Source organism: Synechococcus sp. UW105 (assembly GCF_900473935.1).
In the GTDB taxonomy this organism is placed as follows: Bacteria; Cyanobacteriota; Cyanobacteriia; order PCC-6307; family Cyanobiaceae; genus Synechococcus_C.
Genome location: NZ_UCNN01000017.1, coordinates 98,658 through 118,722, shown reverse-complemented (window position 1 = coordinate 118,722; position 20,065 = coordinate 98,658). Strand labels below are relative to the sequence as shown.

The 20,065-nt window shown below is 56.5% G+C and carries 20 protein-coding genes, 1 tRNA gene and 1 pseudogene; 4 read left to right on the top strand and 18 right to left on the bottom strand.

Translation table 11 applies throughout. The annotated features are described in order from the left end of the window. The coding region (locus tag DXY16_RS06995; protein ID WP_371410881.1) for a TRIC cation channel family protein at window positions 1-1,687 on the top strand (1,687 nt) is incomplete at its 5' end. A gap of 84 nt (window positions 1,688-1,771) precedes the next feature. Here DXY16_RS06995 and gap read toward each other — a convergent pair. From gap to DXY16_RS06975, 3 genes are all read right to left on the bottom strand, one after another. Then, window positions 1,772-2,770 carry a type I glyceraldehyde-3-phosphate dehydrogenase gene (gene gap, locus DXY16_RS06990; RefSeq protein WP_115120534.1) on the bottom strand — a complete coding sequence of 333 codons (999 nt, stop codon included), beginning with the start codon at window positions 2,768-2,770 and terminating at the stop codon, window positions 1,772-1,774. A 149-nt stretch (window positions 2,771-2,919) separates the two neighbouring features. Continuing rightward, window positions 2,920-4,197 (bottom strand): DUF389 domain-containing protein, encoded by a 1,278-nt coding sequence (locus tag DXY16_RS06985; protein WP_244281590.1) that lies wholly within the window; start codon window positions 4,195-4,197, stop codon window positions 2,920-2,922. Between the two features lie 464 nt (window positions 4,198-4,661). Next, window positions 4,662-4,961, bottom strand: a complete 300-nt coding sequence (locus tag DXY16_RS06975) for a hypothetical protein (RefSeq protein WP_115120531.1) — start codon at window positions 4,959-4,961, stop codon at window positions 4,662-4,664. A gap of 65 nt (window positions 4,962-5,026) precedes the next feature. Between DXY16_RS06975 and DXY16_RS06970 the strand changes: the two genes are divergently transcribed. Together DXY16_RS06970 and DXY16_RS06965 are read left to right on the top strand one after the other, a co-directional pair. Continuing rightward, window positions 5,027-5,290 (top strand): DUF1651 domain-containing protein, encoded by a 264-nt coding sequence (locus tag DXY16_RS06970; RefSeq protein ID WP_115120530.1) that lies wholly within the window; start codon window positions 5,027-5,029, stop codon window positions 5,288-5,290. A 131-nt stretch (window positions 5,291-5,421) separates the two neighbouring features. Beyond that, on the top strand, window positions 5,422-6,315 hold the full coding sequence (locus tag DXY16_RS06965; protein ID WP_137007065.1) for a hypothetical protein: 894 nt from the start codon (window positions 5,422-5,424) through the stop codon (window positions 6,313-6,315). 321 nt (window positions 6,316-6,636) lie between these two features. Here the strand turns inward: DXY16_RS06965 and DXY16_RS06960 are convergent, their stop codons facing one another. The 14 genes from DXY16_RS06960 to DXY16_RS06890 all read right to left on the bottom strand — a co-directional run bounded on the left by DXY16_RS06960 (window position 6,637) and on the right by DXY16_RS06890 (window position 18,689). Next, window positions 6,637-7,764: a carbamoyl-phosphate synthase gene (locus DXY16_RS06960; protein WP_115120528.1), complete on the bottom strand. Its 1,128-nt coding sequence runs from the start codon at window positions 7,762-7,764 to the stop codon at window positions 6,637-6,639. Between the two features lie 106 nt (window positions 7,765-7,870). After that, on the bottom strand, window positions 7,871-8,464 hold the full coding sequence (locus DXY16_RS06955) for an HNH endonuclease signature motif containing protein (protein WP_137007064.1): 594 nt from the start codon (window positions 8,462-8,464) through the stop codon (window positions 7,871-7,873). Between the two features lie 411 nt (window positions 8,465-8,875). Next, a complete protein-coding gene (locus DXY16_RS14955) occupies window positions 8,876-10,339 on the bottom strand; it encodes a hypothetical protein (protein ID WP_179949733.1) in 1,464 nt (487 codons plus the stop codon). Beyond that, window positions 10,339-11,052, bottom strand: coding sequence for a hypothetical protein (locus DXY16_RS06940; protein WP_137007063.1), 714 nt, complete (start codon window positions 11,050-11,052; stop codon window positions 10,339-10,341). The genes DXY16_RS14955 and DXY16_RS06940 overlap by 1 nt, the downstream gene beginning before the upstream one ends. A gap of 342 nt (window positions 11,053-11,394) precedes the next feature. Then, window positions 11,395-12,951 (bottom strand): DUF5906 domain-containing protein, encoded by a 1,557-nt coding sequence (locus tag DXY16_RS06935; RefSeq protein ID WP_115120524.1) that lies wholly within the window; start codon window positions 12,949-12,951, stop codon window positions 11,395-11,397. Beyond that, complete coding sequence (locus tag DXY16_RS06930) at window positions 12,948-13,871, bottom strand: hypothetical protein (RefSeq protein ID WP_115120523.1); 924 nt, start codon at window positions 13,869-13,871, stop codon at window positions 12,948-12,950. Before DXY16_RS06930 ends, DXY16_RS06935 begins: the two co-directional genes overlap by 4 nt. A 590-nt stretch (window positions 13,872-14,461) precedes the next feature. Further along, complete coding sequence (locus DXY16_RS06925) at window positions 14,462-15,370, bottom strand: hypothetical protein (protein ID WP_115120522.1); 909 nt, start codon at window positions 15,368-15,370, stop codon at window positions 14,462-14,464. Continuing rightward, entirely contained in the window at window positions 15,370-15,531 is a 162-nt protein-coding gene (locus tag DXY16_RS14720) for a hypothetical protein (protein WP_170953878.1), read from the bottom strand. The genes DXY16_RS06925 and DXY16_RS14720 overlap by 1 nt, the downstream gene beginning before the upstream one ends. Before the next feature lie 31 nt (window positions 15,532-15,562). Next, window positions 15,563-15,802 (bottom strand): hypothetical protein, encoded by a 240-nt coding sequence (locus DXY16_RS06920; RefSeq protein ID WP_115120521.1) that lies wholly within the window; start codon window positions 15,800-15,802, stop codon window positions 15,563-15,565. After that, window positions 15,799-16,041 (bottom strand): hypothetical protein, encoded by a 243-nt coding sequence (locus DXY16_RS06915; RefSeq protein WP_137007062.1) that lies wholly within the window; start codon window positions 16,039-16,041, stop codon window positions 15,799-15,801. Before DXY16_RS06915 ends, DXY16_RS06920 begins: the two co-directional genes overlap by 4 nt. Beyond that, entirely contained in the window at window positions 16,038-16,571 is a 534-nt protein-coding gene (locus DXY16_RS06910) for a hypothetical protein (protein ID WP_115120519.1), read from the bottom strand. Before DXY16_RS06910 ends, DXY16_RS06915 begins: the two co-directional genes overlap by 4 nt. Beyond that, a complete protein-coding gene (locus DXY16_RS06905) occupies window positions 16,568-16,747 on the bottom strand; it encodes a hypothetical protein (protein ID WP_137007061.1) in 180 nt (59 codons plus the stop codon). Before DXY16_RS06905 ends, DXY16_RS06910 begins: the two co-directional genes overlap by 4 nt. 546 nt (window positions 16,748-17,293) lie before the next feature. Then, window positions 17,294-18,472: a hypothetical protein gene (locus tag DXY16_RS06895; RefSeq protein WP_115120516.1), complete on the bottom strand. Its 1,179-nt coding sequence runs from the start codon at window positions 18,470-18,472 to the stop codon at window positions 17,294-17,296. A 144-nt stretch (window positions 18,473-18,616) separates the two neighbouring features. Further along, window positions 18,617-18,689: transfer RNA gene (locus DXY16_RS06890), tRNA-Thr, on the bottom strand. Between the two features lie 5 nt (window positions 18,690-18,694). Here DXY16_RS06890 and DXY16_RS06885 point away from each other — a divergent pair. Next, window positions 18,695-18,988 (top strand): DUF3493 domain-containing protein, encoded by a 294-nt coding sequence (locus tag DXY16_RS06885; RefSeq protein WP_371410880.1) that lies wholly within the window; start codon window positions 18,695-18,697, stop codon window positions 18,986-18,988. 555 nt (window positions 18,989-19,543) lie between these two features. On the opposite strand, the pseudogene DXY16_RS06880 reads toward DXY16_RS06885, so the two are convergent. After that, window positions 19,544-19,981: pseudogene (locus DXY16_RS06880) on the bottom strand (low-complexity tail membrane protein); the annotation flags it as partial. Window positions 19,982-20,065 lie beyond the last annotated feature (84 nt).

Sequence of the window (20,065 nt, the reverse complement as noted above, 5' to 3'; positions counted from 1 at the left end):
GCGCAAGCTGAATCGCAAAGTAAAGCCCCCGCCGCTAGGTGGGGGCTTTTTGTTGTTGATCTCAGTTGCCTGGAGCAGCATGCAAGCCAGGGGAATGGCGCTTGTTGTGAACGGACCCGCCGGAGATCAGTGGAGAGCGAACGGTCGCTTGATGGCTGTCGCATGGGGGATCTGCCTGGCTCTCCTGCTCGCACTTGGGGGGCCCAGCTCTGCCAATGCGATGCAGGACCAGGTGATCCGTGGTGGCTGGTATCCCTGGAAGCCCTATCAGTACCTCGAGAAGTCCGACAACATGCGCCGGATCACCGGTCTCGACGTGCAGCTTTTGAGGGCCGTGTTCGAAGACAAGCTCGGTCGCACACTGGAGCTGCCACAGGTTGGTTGGGACCGGCACCAGAAGCAGATCAGGAGCGGCGATCGGGATGTGGCCGGCGGGGCCTTCATGACGGAGGAACGCAGCCAATACGCCTATTTTTCCGAGCCATATCGAACGGAAGACATCATTCTGATCAGTCGGAGGGATCAGCCCACGGCCCGGGCCATGCTCCAACCATCGGTCTTCTCCCAGTCATTCCCTAAGAGCCAGCTGCGCTTGGGTGTTGTGTCGGGCTACGTCTACGGCGATGCGATTGATCAGTTTCTTAGAGCGCCATCCAACCGGGGCCGGTGGCTTTCCACGAGCACGGATCTGAACAACCTCCAGAACCTGATTGACGGCAAAGTCGATCTGGTGGCTATCGACAGGCTGGTGGGGGGCACGTTGCTCTGGGAGCAGGGCTTTACAAGCCAGCTGGTTGCTGGCAATCAACCGATCTTCAGCGGCCCGATTGTGGTGCTCTTTAGTCGTCGCACCACCTCGCCAGCTCTGGTGAACGCCTTCAACCACGCCATGGAAACCTTGCGGCAGGAGGGGCGTTACAACCAGATTGTTCGTGACTATCTCTTCCCAACGCTGCTTGGTATGACCGCTGGGCAGCCCTGGTTTTTTGCGCTGGAAACTATTGGGACTGCTGCTTTTGCTTTCTCCGGAGTGCTGCTAGCTCAGCAGGAACGATTCAGCCTCTTCGGTGCCTTTGTGCTGGCCAGCCTTCCTGCCGTGGGTGGAGGGATCCTGAGGGATCTGATTGTGAATCGCGACCGTCCTGCGGTGTTGCAGTCCGTCCATAACCTCACGATCGTGATTGTGCTCGTGCTGTTCAGTGACATCGTGATGCGTGCTCCGTGGCCTCGACGGTTGCCGCGCTGGACGCATCACCTAAGGCTGAATGGTGCCTGGATGATTCAGGTGCTGGATGCCCTTGGCCTGGCAGCGTTCACGGTGGTGGGTGTGATTGTGGCTGTTGAGGAACAATGTGATCCCCTGTTGATTTGGGGCCCTGTGTTTAGTGCCATGACCGGTGCTGGAGGGGCGATCCTTAGGGATGTCATCCGTGCTGATGCAAGCCATCCCACCTTGAGGCATGAGATATATGCGGAGATCTCTCTGTTCTGGGGATTCGTCCTGTCTCTGTTTATCAGCTTCTACGCCGATTCAAACAGCGTCAATCCGATCCCTCTGAATACAGCCGTCATTTTGACTGCCATGGGCTGTCTGATCACACGGCTGCTGGTGATGCAACTGCAGATCAAGCCACCCGCATTCGGCAGAATCCGCAACCAGAGAGTCAGTGAACACCAATGTCGTTGAAGTGTTGGTGTTCACTGGCTCTCTGGTTGCATTCACCAGGCTGGTTGGTTGCCTCGCACGTGTGGTGCAAACCCTCCTTTTGGTTCAGGAAGAAGCCATGTGACGAATCAGATCAATGCACTTGCAGCTGTAGGCCCATTCGTTGTCGTACCAGGCCACCAGCTTCATGAACTGATCATTGAGCGCCATCCCTGCTCCGGCATCAAAGACGGACGTGCAACTTTCACCGAGTAGGTCATTCGAAACGATCGGGTCTTCCGTGTAGCCGAGGATTCCGGATAATCCGTTCTGGGATGCCTTTTTCATCGCCAGCTTGATCTCTTCGTAGCTGGTGGGGCGCGCCAGGTTCACGGTGAGATCAACGACGGACACGTCAGGCGTTGGGACGCGGAATGCCATCCCCGTCAGCTTTCCATTCAGTTCGGGGATCACACGACCGACTGCCTTCGCCGCACCGGTTGAACTGGGAATGATGCTCTGACCGGCGCCACGCCCACCGCGCCAATCCTTGAGTGATGGGCTGTCGATTGGTTTTTGGGTGGCAGTGGTGGCATGCACTGTCGTCATCAGGCCGCTGACGATGCCGAAGTTATCGTTGACGACCTTGGCCAGGGGAGCCAGACAGTTGGTGGTGCAGCTGGCATTCGACACGATCGGCTGCCCCGCATAGCTGGTGTGGTTCACCCCCATCACGTACATCGGGGTGTGATCTTTCGAGGGGGCACTCATCACCACGCGTTGGGCTCCAGCCTCCAGGTGTGCACGGGCCTTCTCCTCCGTCAGAAAAAAGCCTGTGCTTTCCAGCACGTAGTCGGCGCCCACCTCTCCCCAACGCAGTTGCAGGGGGTCGCGTTCGGCCGTGACGCGAATTGTGCGTCCATTCACCAGCAACTGACCGTTCTCGACTCGAATCTCCCCCGGAAAGCGTCGGTGGGTCGAGTCGTAGCGAAGCAGATAGGCGAGGTAATCGATTTCGATCAGGTCGTTGATGGCAACCACCTCAACATCCGGGCAGGCCATGGCCTGCCGGAAGGCCAGGCGTCCAATGCGGCCAAAGCCATTAATGCCAATGCGGATGGACATGGAGGCAAGTCCTGCTGATAAGCGATTTATAGAGGGGATATGGCACTTGGTCGCCTCCCTTTTTGGGGATGAAGACAGGCGTGGCTGCTGAGGCTGACTTCGGTCGCCTCATCGTGCAAGACGCCGCCTCATCTCCGTGCTCTTCACCGTCACCAATCGTCCAGGTTCGGTTGCGGTCCTTCAGTCGTCTGACTTGAGGGATGGCGGTGCGGTGCTGTCTGAGCATCTGTTGGAGTGACCTTGTTCTGGGTTGCCGGTTCCGGAATCAGGCGGTGTTCTCTGTCCGCAGGCTTGGCATCAGCTTCCGTTGTGATCTCGTCAGAGAGTGTCGACGTGTCAGTTGCAGACGGCTCTTGCCCTGCTCCAGGTGGCTGAGGCAGCAGCACTTCATCCAAGCGGCTATCGAGTTCGATCGTCGGTGTTTTGGGTGGGGGACCCACCACTTCCACAGCGGTGCGTTCCACCACCAGTTGAAACTGCATTCGCTGACGCTTGTTGATCTCTTTCTGCACCGCTTTCACCTGTGTGAAGGTGGGAAAACGAGGGTCACTCACACTGACCCGGGCGCGGATGACTGGTGGTTGAACATCCCAATCAATTCGCACCGATTCAAGGTTCACCGCCTCGCTTTCAGGAACACCTTTCACATCGCCAAAGGTGATGGTTTCATCCTCGAGAAAACGACGAATCGTGATCTCCACGAGGTTTTTGATGTTGTCTTGATTTTTGGCTTGGAGCAGGCTGATGAAACTGGTGCCAAGGGGCACGATGAGTAAGCCAGTCAGCGCGAAGCTGGCTGCACTTAGGCGACTGCGGGTGAGTTGCTCGCGGAAGAACGGGTCTTTCCAGGCCATCAACATCAACCCTCCCGTCAGGATCCCCAGAAGGTTGGTGGAAAAGAGGAGGCCTGCGCCTGCGGCTAAGGACCAATCCTGTTGTGACAGCAGCAGGCCCATCACGCACACCGGTGGTACCAGAGCCACGGCGATCGCCGTCCCTGCCAGGGAGCTCACTGCGTCGCTTCGCATTTTGGCGTAGCTCGCGAGTCCACCTGCAACAAGAGCAATGCCAAGGTCCAGCAGGTTGGGCATGGTGCGCGCTGTGACCTCGCTGCCGAACTGGGGCAGTGCGACCAGTGCACCCAGCAATGCAGATAAAACGGTTGTCAGCGCAACCCCGATCGCCAGGGTGCTCAGCGATCGGCCCAACAGTCGAACGCGACCGAGCAGAACTGCAAAGGCACTGGCGCGTAATGGGTGGATCCATGGTGCAACCACCATCGCCCCGATCACCACAGCTGAACTGTTTGCCAATAAGCCGAGGGTGGCAATCAGGCTGGCACCGATGGTGAGAACGATGAAGGCTTCATCCAGTTCCGCATCGCGGCTGTAGCTGCGGTGCAGCCTCTCCAGCTTGGTCGGCTCCATGCCGCTCATCTGCAGCCGTTCACCATGGATCTTCAGTTTGATTCAGTTGTGACACTGCGCACTGATTGTTGAGACCCGTCTCACCACTCTTTTCCCGTTTCAGGCAGAGGCTGAATGCAGCAGCCCTTCAACCATGAAAGACCTGATGCACGGTGCAGTGTGTGTTTGCACTGCTGCTTTAGCCGGATCTCTGGCTGCGGCAGGTTCGTTCCTGATCATCGAGGCTCTGCTTCCCGCTCACCCAGAGGTTGCTCACTTGAGGGCTGAGGGAAGGAATGCAAGTTTGAACGGCTTCGCTGATCGGGGATCCTGAGGCCCTGGCGGTCACGATTGCGTCTGAGCCTGGACTCCTCAAATGGAGTCGTTCTTGGGGGCCGATGCGGAAGCAAAGCCGATGACCTGACTTGAACAGGCGACCCACGCTTTACGAAGGCGTCCCAGAGCCCAGTCATTGCAAGGGTTTTCTAGTCAGAGACTGGATTTACGCTCTCACCCGCTTGCCTCTGCATACCTCTGCAAGCAGGGTTCGACGCAAAAGTGAGAGCAGTGCTCTCACCCTTTTCAAGCAATTCCTCAGCATCCAGCCGATCCAAAACCATTGCATCAGTGAGCCGTTTGGCAGTCATCGCCATATGACTCAGCCCCAGCCGCAACACTGTTGCCACCCCTTCAGGGTCTCCATCGCTCAGTGCATCCATGCACGGCCCCTCCAGTTGCTCCAGATCCGCCAGTGTTTGAAGGCAGGTCAGTTCAACAGCAGGCATGGGCGCTGGTCTAGGTGAATTCAGTGTGCCGCCTGCAGCCAAGGCTGTTTCGCCATCCTGTGGTGATGCCAAGCAAGGATCGCCCTCTTGTTGATCGCCACGCCCCGAAAGACGGGGAAGGGTGGCTACTAAGCACAGAGCAACAGAAGGTCTGCCGGTTCAGGAATGACATGCCTACAGCCCATGCGAAGTGGGTGGTAGTGGAGACCAGACCGTTACGCGGCAGTGGTCAGCCTGTGGTGCGCAGGATGCTCAGGCACAACGCCATCGAAGCCTGGGAAACGATGCAGAAGTCCGGCGGGTGGAAGCGGTGCCCGCCTAGGTGGTGACTAGGTTTTGAGCACCTGTGACCAACCTCACAGCTGTTGGTGAGGCAGGTCGCCAGGTGAACCGTTGATTCGGCCGATGGTTGGTTCATCGAGAGGGGAGACCCTCCACCGCTTTTAAATCCATGCCTCACATGGTCACCTTCGATGCAATCACCGGTAAACCAGCTCCTCAAGGCGATCTTGCACTTGGCGTTCGTGGACCTCTTTCACTGGTTCAACAAGATGGACAAACCTTTTACAAAGGACCCGGTGGTCAGCTGTTGGGCCCCCTTGGGGGTGAGGGTGTTTTCAAGCCTCAAGACATCGACACCAAAGGAAGCGTGATCGTTGATGACAACCACTTCACGACAGGTGGTGGCGGCGACTCCCTTAGAGGTGAAGGTCGTCCAACGAAAATCTGGACAAACGGTGGTGCCAGCACCTTTGAAGACAGGACCGTTGGTGACTACGACGCCAACGATGTGGGGATCCAAGAAGGTTGTGGTCAAAACGTGCCCATTGGTAGCCGCTTCCCCGGCATTGATCGTTCCATTAAGGGCATACAAGTTGTTTACTTCGAGGACATCAGATCTGGTGACCAAGACAACAACGATGTGGTGTTCGGCATGAGGGAGAACGTCGGCGGCACTGCTGGTCCTGGTGGTTCGACTTTCATGACAGCAGAAAGCTTGGTTTTTCCTGGTTTATACGATTTAGCTGCCTATGCAGGGAGTGTCATGGCGACCTGCGGGGACGTCCCCTCTCCTGGCTTTGATGCAGGTAGGAATGAGCATGGAATCATCATCGACAACCCAGGCACCGCTCCACACCTCGGCGGCACTGCTGGTCCTGGTGGTTCGACCTACATGACTGAAACCTTCGAACCAGCCGCTGGGATGGACAGCTTCGGGAAATCACTCAACCCTGTTGCTGAACTCGGCGCCAACTCTGGTCCTGGTGGTACGTCCTACATGTCAGGCAAGTTCAGCGAGAACTCTGGTCAGATGATCAGTCCTCTTAGCGGTGGTGACGGCTGCGCCTTCTGAGCCAAGCCCTTTCAACGCAATGCCCCGCTCTCATGAGTGGGGTTTTTTACTGCCACCCTGCTGAGGGTTGAGATGTTGAGAGATGGAAGCGAGCCAAGGCAAAGCTCGGAGAGGATCCCTATCCCACCGTTGTCGACACTCTCGGGGCACTTACTGGCGGTGAACTTGTGAATGGCACTGAGGAAGATTTCGTTCCTATTGAATAACTAATTGCCTGATCTACTTCTGCTCAACTGCGCTCAATCGTGCCAGGTATTGAACCGCCAATGAGCTGCTTTAAGCGAGTTTTGATGAGATATTAGATCCTAGATGGGCTTGTACTCAAGCGGGCTCCCAGCCGTTAGCGGTTGCATCTTTTGCGCCAGGGCTACAATGCAACTTTACCACTTGTCCATCAGCATTAATAATTTCCAGGGACGCGCCGGGATTAATAATTTCATCCATAAACTGGAACTGACTTTGGGGTACCGAATTTATAAATTTACCATTGCGCGGATCAAACACTTTGCATGAACCTGCTGCATCATGAACGCGGATATTTCTGTTTTTAACACTTTCAGATAAAGCTTGAATGGTTGGCTTTTGCCATGCTTTTTTCTTCGTTTCTGCAGCTGAACTATTGCTGCCAAAGCGATACTCAATGTTGCCTGAAACTCTGGTTTCAAACGCTTCGTCATAGGAAACATTGATACCAGCAGTTAAACCATAAGCGATCTGATAATCCAGCTCGACCTGCACGCCAGATCCATCTGCTTCTCCTAGATCACCGCTTTGGTAGTAGTAACCAATTGAGGCATCCCACTCTGGAGTGATTGCATAACCAACATCAAGCCCATAGGTATCAAGCGCGCCGCCTTGAAAGGCTCTATTTAGCTGCTGCTCTGTATCACCAACAGGGATTAAGGCATAGGCATTGAAGTTCCAGGAATCTGATACTGCTTCTAAACCTGCTGCGATCTGCTGGAAGAACGCACTTTCCTTGTCGTAGAGCGTGACACCTGTTTCAGCATTGCCTGTATTCATCGGCCTGCTGTCATAGCCGCCGTTCACGCCATACATCCAGCTGCGGTCGCTATTCAGCCAGCGGTAGCCAAGCCTTGATGAGGTACTGATCGTTGTGCCAGCAACCTCTGTATTGACGATGCTGCTGTTGCCGCCGTAATCAGCAAAGTTGGCATTGAGCAACACATCAGCAAAGAACACACTGTTCTCGCCAACAGACAGGGGCAAGAACCCACCAATACCTGCTTGATTCGGTGTTCCTGCTCCTTGCAATGCGCCTTGGAAACCCCAATTGAACTGAACAGCATCCTTGAGGTTGATCTCCATCACCCCCAGATCTTCTGCGCCACCTGCCTCTTGAGCAATGGCAGGCAGCAGAGCGCCATTAGCGAGTGCCAGTGCAGCAACACCGCTCAGCGATAAGGACAGGCGCAGGGACCGATGCATGGATCAGGCGTCAGTCCGCGCATGATGCCGGGCTTTGCTTGGTTGCGCCCGTTGAGGCTGAGCTTGGTAACGGAACTGAGGAAGATTTTGTTCCGATCGAATCTGCTTAAGAATCTTCTGCCTCGTACTTTGCTCCTTTGCTTAGGTTCTCTTCGGCGGTGAGTATCTGAAGGTTGTCGGGGTGATGTTTGCCGCCTTTGGCTAATGGCTTGATGTGGTCAACGTGCCAAGAGCGTGCTCCATCGCGTGCGTTTAATTCATTGGCCTCAGCATAAATTGCATCTACACGTTGCTGCTCTTCTGCGCTCAATTCATTGTATTGATCGGCTAAATTTCGCAGGGTTTCATGCCTTCTCTGCTTGTAATAAGCTTTGTTTTGCTCATAATGGTTGCGCATTCCTTGCAGATAGCTTTCGCGATTGTTGGTTCTATAGCGTTTTGCCTTTTCTCGCTTATGTTCTGGCGAGAGTTTTGACCAGCCTTTCTTGTTGGTTTCTCTAATACTTTCAGGGTGATTTTCTCTAAACCTAGACACATTTGAACGGTTGCATTCAAGGCATTTTCTATCGCTTACAGAGCGTTCTGCTATGTGGCCGTGCTTGCAAGGCTTGCCTGTGTAGTAGCGCTTGAGACCTTGGGCCTGCGCTTCCTTGCGGGAGATGATTTTGGGAGCAGGCTCATCCATGCCTGAATTATCCATCAGACCTCTGCTGAGGCCATCGCCCACTCGGGGAATTTTCGGCTGGGCACTCCTCTGCACCAACGGTCCACATCACTGGCATAACTTCCTTCCGCGCCTTTCCCCTGCGCTCATCATTCACTCCCTGCAGCGACCTCGCATCAGGCCATAACCGCGCTTCACCCTCAATTACACCCAATACCTCATCTCTCCTCACCCTTCGCAGCACCGCGCCCTCCGCAGCCCTGCATAACCTCCCCATTGGAATCATTCTCCTGATAATTACTTTCACCCAATATTCATTCCTCTCACTCTCAACAACACCATCAATCTCCAACATCTCGCCATCCTCATCACATAATTCCACCCCAAATTCAGCACGCGTCACACTTGACGCCAACCTCACAACATCTCCCTTAATTATCTTCATCCCTAATACACAGCCACCGGCCTGTTTGCTACCCACTTGCTCCGCCACCACTGCACCCCATATCTCACCGCATCCAAACTGTGATTCGCACAGCCATCTGCAATCCGCTCCACATCCCTCGGATGCCTAGGCAGCGTCGGCCATGTAGCCATTAAACCCTCACACGACCTAGTCCACAGCAGCCACGGCGTCTCTGGATCCCTCCCAGCTGCCTGCAACATCGTCCGCACCAAACTCAGCCCCGATGCCTCCCTCGCTTGCATCTTCCCAGCCCTAACCAACGGGCAGCCCGCATCCTTAAAGTCCCCCGCCACACTCCCTTTCGGCCCTCCCGTCGCGTTAAACACCGCATCGTCTGCAACCACACTCGTGCTCCCAGTCCTTAATCCCCAGCGGCTCAGCCACTCCATAATTCCCACTGCTTGCTCGGCATTGCTCAGATAAGTGCCACGCGTCCAGTCACGCTGCCCACCCGCCGTGCTGGCAGCTACATAAAACTCATCCAGTAAATGGATGCTCCCCTTTGGTGCACCCTCTGGATCTGGTAAACACAAATACGCCACTGTCGGTGCACTGCAGCCCCAGTCCATGCAGACAAACGCTCGACGCAGTACGTCCTGTCTGATGCCGCCAGGTCGCACATCTCGCAGTGATCTCCGGATCCCGAAGCTCGAGCCAAAGAACGCTCCAGCAATGTCCACATCCAGCCGCCCATGCAGCCACGCATCCAGCAGCGCAGGGTCATCAGCAGCTGCAATCCTGATGTTCCGGATATAGGCATCAACATCCAAATGCTGATTCGAGCTGGCCGTGAAACTGGCAAAGATGACGTGCTTGCCCAGATCCTCTGACCAGAACCTCGAGGCCTTCCCTGGCTCTGGATAACCCGCTGGAATCCCATATCTCGCCTGCAGCCATGGATGCGCTGGACCGCCAGGATTCCCCAGCAGGATGGTCCTCGTCGGCACCCCAGCAGGTCCACGCAACGTGGCAGCGGCCTGGTCGATAAACGCACTGTCGAAGTGATTTCCCACCTCGTCATGGATCGCCGTGATGAACGATCGACCCTGCAGCCGGGCCAGTGCCTTCACCTGCTCAGCTGGGCCAGCACCGGTGTAAGCCAGCTCGAGCTTCCCGAATGGCATGTCCTTGCCGCCGAGCCTGAATGTCAGGTCCCCGCTCGAGTAGGTCGTGCCTGGGAATGCCACCGTCAGGTAGCGCCACAGCAGGCCCTGGAGCTCGGTGAGGCCCTGAAAGGTGGTTCGAGTAATCAGGCAGCTGAACTTCGATTTGAAGTGCGCCGCGTCCCTGGCCACCAGCAGCGCAATGCCCCAGCTCTTGCCTGTGCCTCGAGCACTGATCACGCAAAGGTCATCGCCGTGTGGCGCATCCAACATGAGGCGCTGGGTGAGCGTGGGCTCGCGGATCTCGATGCCGGCACTGCCGGCGACGGGGGCAACAGTCATCAGATCAGCTCCTGCTGCTCGAGGGCAGGTGTCCCGACTGCGGGATGGCCAGAAGTCCCTTTGACGCCTCCGCTAGGCGTAGGTCTATGCAGGTCTGCACTTGCATCTGCCGGCATGAGTAGGTCTGTGCTCTCACTTTTGCTCTCACTCGTGGTCACATCGACAGTCTCTGCAGAGCTCCAGCGATCAGAGAAAGAAGCGCCATCGGCAGGAGCACTCAGGTTGATCACCGTGGCCTGTTGAGTCGTTTCATTGGCGCGATCAGTGATGCCCAGGAACTGAGCCCACTGATCAGCGGATCTGGCCAGCGCCTCAGCAGTGCGGGGATCGATTCCTTTTGTCCTGCGGATCTCCCTCGAGCCATCGCTGCGCTCGATCGTTTGAATCCGGCCCTCGCCGGCCTGGCGTGAGATTTCCCCTGCAAGGTGTCCAAGGGTGTTCTTGAACAGCTGGTCAATTTCAATCGTTCGCCGGGTGATGTTGATTCCGTTTTCCTCGACATGCTTTTCCCCTCGCCTAACTGCTTCCCATGCAGTGCGGGAGGACTTAACGCCGATGTCATCACCGATGGCCCGAATGGAGGAACCATTCATGTGCAGTTCGTAGGCCCGAATATCACGTGTGATGAGTTCTTGGGACCGCTTGCGCTTGTATTTCCCCGGAGCAGATTTGCCCTCTGAAGGGTCCGTTTGTTTTACGACCGTTTGGCTCATGAACCAAGATTAGCGGTTCTATGTCGGAGGCAAGGAGGCAATGGAGGCAAAATGCCCTACCCCGGTCAGATATTTCTCCACGCGTTTTATATACCCCTTTTAATAAAACATTGAATAGATATAGAGGTTTAGCTCCATTGCCTCCGAAGTATTGGTGTGACTGGGATCTTGCCACCAGATTTGCCACCGATTTGACTCCGCAGCGGATGCAGTTTGCCCCCGGTCTCCTGATTGTCAGTTCTGTGGTCTGACGTAATAGTTGATTTGCCTCCGTTGCCTCCGCGCGACTGCAATCACTGAACATTTGCATCCGTGCTTGCCTCCGGTTTGCCTCCTTTGCCTTCAGAAGGGGCATTCATTTGCCCCCAGATCAGTTGTGTTTGCCCCCACCCGTTTGATGCCATAAACCAGCACTCTTCGATCGGAGGTTGTGGCTCTATCGGGCTTGATGTCTGGATAGAGCTGCATGAGCCGTTTGGGCAGCAATCGGGCAGCGCGGATTGGTTCGTCACCGTCTTTGGTGCTGATGAACTTCCAATCGCCAATGCGATCCATGGCCATCCAATCGTTGTCCTTGTACCAGCGCGTCAGGTCTTCCCAGATGTCCTTGGCCTCGACTTCATCGGTGATGTCATTGGTGACGCGATAGCCGGCATCACGGAGGAAGCCATGAATGTGGCAGGTAGCTTCTCTGAGCTCTTGCAGGTCATCGCTGACTGCATCGAGGCTGAAGCCATGCTGCACAACATCCCCAAGGGTTTGGATCAGGAGATTGAGCAGGCCTGGCAGGACTTTCTCCGCCAAGAAATCAGGATCGTGTTTGAACCGTGGGTCTGCTGTTTTCTGACCGGGTTTGGGTTGAACGCTGTAGGTGTGCGGCATCTTGATGACACCCCAGCGCGAGGCGATTGCAGCACTGCCTCCATCAAGCAGTGGCGGCTGATTCAGGAAGAACAGGAAGGCAGCCCGTGGGGTGATCCAGTTCCCTTTGATGCCTTTGTCTTCGACGTACATCGGCTCACCGGTGATGGCGGCCTTTAGTGATTCGAGGTTGTCGATCTTGAAAGCGCCGCTGTTCTCAGAACCGATGGAGAGTCGTGCGCGATCCAGTTGCGAGACGCTGAATCGGCCTCGACCGGACCCTGATTCGTAGCCCTGCCAATCCTTGATGGAAAGGATCGCGACGGAACTGCTGCCATGCAGCCGGCCCAATGCTTCGCGGATGGTGTCCTTGCCGTTCTTGCCGGTACCGATGAGCATCGTCGCGGGGATGCGATGGCCACGACTGCGGACGGCATCAACATCGAGCGTTGCGCCGGCCACCTCCAGGAAGAGGGCACGGCCTTCAACGCTGAAGCATTCGAGAAGTTGATTGGCGTAGGTCAGATCGGCCTCGGCGTTGTAAGTGACGCCAGGGGGATCAGTGAAGAGGTGCTGTTCCGGGTCATGGATTTCCAGCGTGGGGATAGGGCGGGATCCATCCCATGAAATGTGCAGCACTCCATTGCGGCAATTGACGTAGCCATCAGGGTTGAGCTCTTCTGCGTCGCGTTCTGTCCGTAGCTGGATCCATTGCAGCGCTTCAGTAATGAACCGAGGCTTCATGAATGGATGGCTTTCGCCGCCATCCTTGAGCGGCACTTTGGTGACCCGTGCGATCTCGACGATCTTTCGCTTGAGCTTGCTCGTGGAAATCAAGCGGTAATAGTTAGCGGCCCATTGGTAGGTCTGGCCGTTGACGGTGATTAGCGGCGCTGGCGGAGGGGAATCAGGGTCAGGTGCATGTAGCAGTGCCTGTTCAACCTGCGCGGTGAAATATCGCGTGAGGTCTTCTTCAGTGAGTGCCCTGGCTTCATCAAGTTCCAGGTTGATTTCTGAAATGGAGGGAATGGAAGTCATGAGGCAGTTACCGCCAATCGGGCGAGGTGTTGGTTCCGGGCATTTCGTTTCCGCCGGCACGGAAGGGGTTGATGAGGCTTGAAGGTGAGGACATCACCGGTGCGCTTGACCAGCGCGTAACCGTTGACGACCTGACCAATCGAGAGCGGCCCATGGGACTGCTCTGCGCTGAAGGTGGATCCAGGCATGCAAAGGATCAGCCCATCGGATGTCTCGTCACACCAGAGAGCAGAACCACCACGGCCCGAATGTCTGCCGCAGATCGGGCAGGGATCGAGTCGACGGGTGCCGTTGCGTGTTTTTGATGGCCTAGACCCAGAAGCAGCCAAGGCTGTTTGCTTCAGCGCGATGCTGACGGCATGAGCCCACCAGTCATCAGGTGGAGCGTTTAGTGCTTCAGGGCCGAGCCCAGCAGGCCAGAAATAATTGCCGCCGCTCGATGGGTGCTCTCCCAGGACGATCACTTGCCGGCCACCAAAGAAGAACACCTCAAGGGCTTCGCCTTTGGCGTCGTCTTGCTTTGGTGCGGTGATCGTTTTGCCCTGAAATTCGACCGTGCCATCAAGTTGCTGAGGCAGCATCTCGAGCTGTTCTGGCGTTGGCCGGCAGAGCACCTTCAGGCGGAAAGGATCGTTATCGCGATGGACCTGCCAGGTAGTGGCTTCCCATGGATAAATCCCCAGCCCGAGGGCTGTTTCACCGTCGAAGTCAAAGCAAAGGAGCGGCCCTGTTAGCAGCCCAGTGCGAGCACCAACGGATCGCATGCCATCAGCGGTTTGCAGCTGATCAACGCTGAAGCCAGCATGTTTCTGCCAGCCATTGAGCATCGGTCCTTTGCCTTCATTTCCCCAACCGACGGGAAGGAATGCGAGGTCATCGACGAGGGGCTGGAGACGATCGAGTTCAGAGAACCAGCTCATGTCAGCTCAGCTCCTGAGCGATGAGCATCTGATCAACAGCACGATGCGCCCAGATAGGTGCACGGCCTGGGAATTTATCGATCAGTTCTTCTGGATGCACCGCTGCAGCGCAACAACATCTGCAGAGAAGGGAATCAGCTCCCTGCGTTCTGGGTAAAGTCCTAATAGTCATTGGTGCAGTGGCTTTCGACAGTGGCCCGAGGAGTGGTGTCCTGCGGGCCGTTTTTTTTGGATCAAGCTTCGGCGGTTGCCAGGCTTCCGAGATACAGAAGCTGTCGCGCAGCTTCAGCCATGGAGCGGAGTCCTTGGCTTTTTCGATATAGCTCGATGTAATCCTTTTGTTCGGGTGACAGAACCAAAGTCAGAGGACATTTGCGTTCTCTGTTGCAGTTCGGGGCTGGAATAGTGAGCGGCATCAAGTGTCATTGGGTGACGACGTTCGAACACTACATGGATTCAAAAATGGCTCACGTCGGTCTTTGCCTGCGTCTGCATCTCTTTGCCGGCAGATGTATCTAACTTCATTACTTTCTTAAGCATTTCTACACACAAAAAAGCCCCCTTATGGGGGCTTCATGATCTTTAAAGTGTCAAGACAGTGATTTCAGAGCCATCGTGATCTGCTCACGTTGTTCTGATTCGATGTTGCGCTCTTTTTCAAGATCGCCATCAAATAAATCTAATGCGATGTCTTCAATCCGCTGCCGAGCTTCAGCTGGATTCATTGCATCCATCTCCACACAGACCTCTTGTTCGGGCATAAAGCCATGCCGCTCAAGAAATCTCATTGTGCGGCTGTCGTTTTTGTTGGCGCCTCGCAGCGCGACAAGTGCGCCAAAGCCGTCTAGGTCATCGCGGGTCACAAGTACCCGCTGCATCGTTACGGCCTCCGGCTCACTGACATGCGATTGGATCTCCTCCAATGCTGCCCGCGGCCAATCGTCACCGCTTGGATCGAAATCAGCGCAGACCAGAAGCTGAATGGCTTGCCCTTCACGGATGTGCTCATCCACGCTGAGGGCCACTGACCGCAAGTAACTGGCAGAGCCATAACCCTTGCAGGCCACCACATCCAAGCCGAATTGCCGAGCGTGCTGGAGATAAACAGGTATTTGACCTGCCTTCTCCACGATCACTAACGGCCGGATCCGCTGCTCACGCCAGAAGTCCAGTCGGTAGTAGTGCGGTGCTGTCCATGCAAAGCCAGAAGGATCCACCCAGCGAGGCTGCCAATAACTGGCTCGAGATTCATCCACCACCCATTCCCAGGACATCACTCCTGCTTTGCGCAGATTCAAGACGCGAGTTTGGACAAGGTTGTAATTGACCCGGCTGCCCAGGCTGTCCTTGGTGATGTAATCAAGTAATGCGGACACCACTGCTTGGTAATAGAGACCGCGAACGGTGATCGGATGGAGCTCTGAAGCCAGACGCACCAGCTCGGATCTGAGCAGTGCGTCCTGATCATGAGACAGCAGTTTTGGGGGTTTTCTGCTCATCAGTGCCCCCAGTAATTGCTTTCCAAATCCCGTATCTCGAGCAGGCATTCCCGCCGGAGCCGCAACAGTTCAGGCAGCTGCTTTGTCGTCGCAGTGCGCTGGCGCTCGAGGGCACGATCGATGTCCTCTAAGCGGCGCTTGATCTTGAGGAGAGGTCTCATATGACCCCCTCAAACCAGCCGTCTTTCGCCATCAGATGGCCCCCTGGAGAGAGGGTCCCACCAGCTCCCGGCTGTATCGGTTGCAGGCTCTGAAGACGAATTGCCAGAACTCCTCGTCTGTCATCGACGGGTCGACTTGTGAGAGCAGATCCGTCCCAGCCAGAGAGCGCCCATCGACCTTGGCCATCTCCACGGCCTCCATCAGCTCATTGCAGATGCGCAGGTCAATGTGGCGCTGGCGGCTGTCCACAGAGAAATCAGGGATCGTCATGACTTGCCCCTCCCTGGTGCTGTGATGCCCTCCTGCTGAAGAACATCGAGCAGTCCATTCATCGAATCCATCCGATCCGTTGCGCCGGCGTCTCCCTTGGCGGTGAGCATTGAAAACGCGGCGATCAGTGGCATGCGCCGTTCCCAGTCAGGAGTGTCTGGCTGCAGTTGCCGGTGCAGCATCAGCAGATCGCGCATGCCTTCGGTGATCAAGGCCTTGCGGTCGGTCATGGTCGTCATGACTGCACCTCCTCGCTGCGATGCGTCCGGGTGGCCAACTTGACCAGCTCATCCAGTTCGCCGCTGCTGGTGTGTTCCAGCGCTTCCACGATGAAGTCGGCCAGGGGGATGTCGCTGTTGTTCAGCGCCTTGTGCAGCAGGACTGCAACCATTCGCTGGGCCAAGGTCTCCCGCGCCAGGTCATCAACCTCCTGCCATTCCTCTGAGGTGAGGGTGTTCTGGAGGTCGCGCATTTCGTCCTGGCTGCTGCCATAGACGGCCCACGCGAATGAATCGTGGAGGGGGTGCAATCCCTGGCCGGCCATCTGATCAGCAACCGCTGCAGCGGCCAACTGAACGTGGGTTGGATGGGATTGATAGGGGAGGGGCAGGTCATGGCCGGCTTCCGCATAGAAGACATCGGAAGCGCGGTTCATCACCTTGGCGGCGTGTTTCATCCGTTTCCGCCAAGCCTCATTAGCGGCGGGGTTGCTGGGGTTGAGCCCCCAGGCCATCTGCCCATATGGAGCTTCGTTGGTGGTGCTGCTCACGCTGCACCTCCTTTGGCCACTTCCCACGCTTTGAGCGTGAGTTCAGCGTTCCAAATCCAGGGCGATTTATCCGCCGGTGTGCGGCGTTTGTAGTGCCGACCATCAATCCACGGGGACTGATCAATCGTTCGGTAGTAGTGAAGCGTCCGGACGGAAATTCCGAGCTCAGACGCCATATCTCCTGACAGGAGCCATGGGGTGTTTACAAGCATTGGTGCCAGTAAATGGGTGTACTGGCTGAGGCCGTTATTGCTGCTTTTGTTCCTGGGTTTGTTTCTGGTCAGCCCAGAACTTCTGCGATCGCCGAATGGCTTTCATCGTCCGCCGCTTGTGCTCTTGCATGACGCAAGTAGGAGCTTCGACAATGAGAACGCAGCCCTCAGGCACAACTGACGAATGGCCAGCGGTGCTCAGAAATTCGCGGATCTGACGCTCGTTTCCTTGAAGCTCTGGCGGGAGCTCAAGGCGAATGCGTCGTGAGCCGAGTGGTTTCTTTGAGGAGCGTCGAGTCATACGGATGGGGAAGGAATCGCAGAGGAACAGCGATTAACGGCAACCCGACCCGATTCACCACTGGAAGCCATCCCGGTGGGCGCTGGCCCTCTGCCAGAGCAGAGAGGGGGGCTCGAAGCCCCAACATCGTGTAGGCAAGCTAACACTATTTCCGGTGTGCGCAACACATTGCCGGCACAGAACGACGCTATGGGTGGATTTAGTCGGGATCAGACGTGCTCCAGAACGGACTCATCTCGAGCCCACTCGTAACTGCTTTCATGAGTGCTCAAGCTGTGGCCCATGGCCATGCAGATCACATCATTCCGATGCCCTAAGTGATGGGCACGCAGCGAGAAAGCATTCCTGAAGCTGTATGGGCGGACCCATTCGCCGCAGTCCGCATATTGCTGCTTGAGCTCAAGCCAATACTTCTGACGCTCAAGAAATGTCCGCACTGCGTACTTGTCAGCCAAAGGCGGCAGCGGCAATTGACCGATGGCCATTGCGCCGGCGAGGTTCCAATCGACCTGCTCGCCAAAGGCATCAGTGAGCGGCAAAGGCATCAACCAACGCGGCTTTGTCTTCACTCGATTGCAGACCTTCTGATAAGTGCAGAACAGCGCTGGCTGCTTTGTTGTCGGGTGCGGCTTCACCACAAGGTGATTCAGTTCTTCTGGTCTGAGGCCGTAAAGCGCCATCAGCTGAATGGCATTCCTCCAGCGGTTTGCTGCATCGCTGTCAGCCAATGAATCCAGCAAACGCAGGATTTCAGCGTCAGTGATCGTCGCCACGGTGCGGCGCTCTGCTTTCGCGCCGCGGAGTTGCTTTACTGCGCGATCCGTCAGCGTCCAGCTTTCAGGCGGCAGGTTGCATTCCTCTACGCCGAACTCGAGGAACAACCGCAGGCACTTGATTGCCTTGCCTCTGTTGGTTGGCATTTCAGCCCAAGGCTCAATCAGACGGATGGCCAGCGCCCGTGCATTAGCCGGAGGCGATGACGTGCCCATCAGCAGAACGATGCGTTCAAGGAACGGCTTGTAATTGCGCTTCCAGCTGGTTTCGGTAACGGGTGCCAGCACTTCGCGGTCAGCCTGGAATTTTTCCACCAGCACTGGCCATTCGCTCGTCACTGTTGGACGTGTGGCCGCGGCGGGCTGAGTGGATTTGGCGACCGCATCCCGCAGGTCGAAACCCTCACCCACCAACTTGTGGAGTTCGGTGATCAGCTGCACTGTCTCGGGCACGGTGTCGGCAGCCCAGGCGATTGGCAGCGTCACGGTCGTGGCGGTGGTGCCTCCCTTGCCGGAACGAACGCTCAGGAAGACCTTGCCCCGCATGTTGCGGACAGACCAGCCCTTCGGGCAGCTGTTGCGAAGTCTGGTGATCCATTTGGCTGCGTCAGCCATGGGGTGAGAGCAGGTAGGCGTGGGTCAAGCATAACCACATAGTGAGAGCAGGGTGAGAGCAAGCCCCAAAACTCGTCAAAATTCAAGGCAAATAAAAACCCAGCGACAGAGGAAAGCTCCTGCTGCAACTGGGTTTGAGTCTTAAGCCGATGACCTGACTTGAACAGGCGACCCACGCTTTACGAAAGCGTTGCTCTACCAGCTGAGCTACATCGGCGTCGATTGGAACTTAACATTCTGGACTGCAGCCTCAAGGGATTGAACGGTCAGAACCCCAATGGTCAGTTGGATCCTGCACTGAGGGAGAGGCTTCTTAAAGAGTCACGCACTCCCTGGAGAGGGTTGCGCCGGTTGCTCTGGATCGCTCTCTTCGCCTCCGGTGGCCTCGGCCTGTTCGTGATGAGTTTTCGCGTCAGCGCTGGCGACAGTGTCGTGCTCTCCGACCTCGCTATCCAGATCGGGGCCGTCATGACCTTCGGAGGGCTGCTCTGGTTCGATCGCTCCAAGGACGGCTAATCCAGGATCGGAAGCCACTGCTCCTGCTGCAGGAGTGTCATTGCTGTCTGGCGCAGGAGTGGAACGTGTTGCAGAGAGGTCTTCGCTGATCGTGGTGGGGGTGTCCAGTTTTTCGCTGACATCCTCAGGCTGGTGCTGGTCTTCAGCCTCGCTGTCTTTCAGGGCCTGGTCCTGCCCTGCCGTCTCTTCCACGTTGTCGTCGCTCTCTTGTTGCCCCGCTGATGGGATCTCAGGCGTTTGGTGATCGTCTGTTGTGCCGCCACTGGCATCGACGGCGGTTGCAGCGACATCGCTTGCATCTGCGTCGCTTACATCGACATCACTTACATCGACATCACTTCCATCGGCGTCGCTTGCATCGATGGTGGTTGTTGCGGAGGTGGTTGTTGGGGTGGATTCGACCGCTGACCGTTCGTCTGAACTGGCTGCAGGTGGTGTTGTCGGTGCTTTCGGCTGCGAATCAGCAACGACCTCAGGACCCCAGTCCAGGTCTGGCAGCCGGAGCAGACTCAGGCCTAATGACAGAGTTGTCTGTTGCAACTCGGCTTCGCTCAGTGGGGTCAAGCGGTCCAGGGCATCGTTGTCTCTGGTCAGTAGCCAACTGGTCTGAATCAGCTGATGCCATTGCCATAGGAGAAGAGCCAGGAGGGGCGCCGCAATCAGCAGGCTCCCCAGGCGGCTGCCGTGCTGCAGCGGCGACAAGTCCGCCACTAGCAGGGCGGAGGCATCGATCCACCACAACAACAGCAGCAAGGGCACGACACCTGCACTCCCAAGCAGTTTCAAAGGGAGAGTGGTTTGGGCCGCGCTGAGCTGCCGCTGGCGCTTGGTGCGATCGGCTAGGGGAAGTCGCAGAAGGAGCAGTGATCCCCAGTCTGGTGATCGCCGCCAGAGCAGAAAGGCTGGTGCGAGAGCCCCGATGCCCCAGGTCAAGAGTCTTTCCAGGGCAGGGAATGGGCCCAGGTCTGAGCCGGCGAGCACAAGTCGAAGCACCAGCAGCTCCAGTGGGATGGCGCCAAGGGCCAGACACTGAAGCCACAACAGGGGCTCGCGACGAGAACTCACGATGGATCGGGG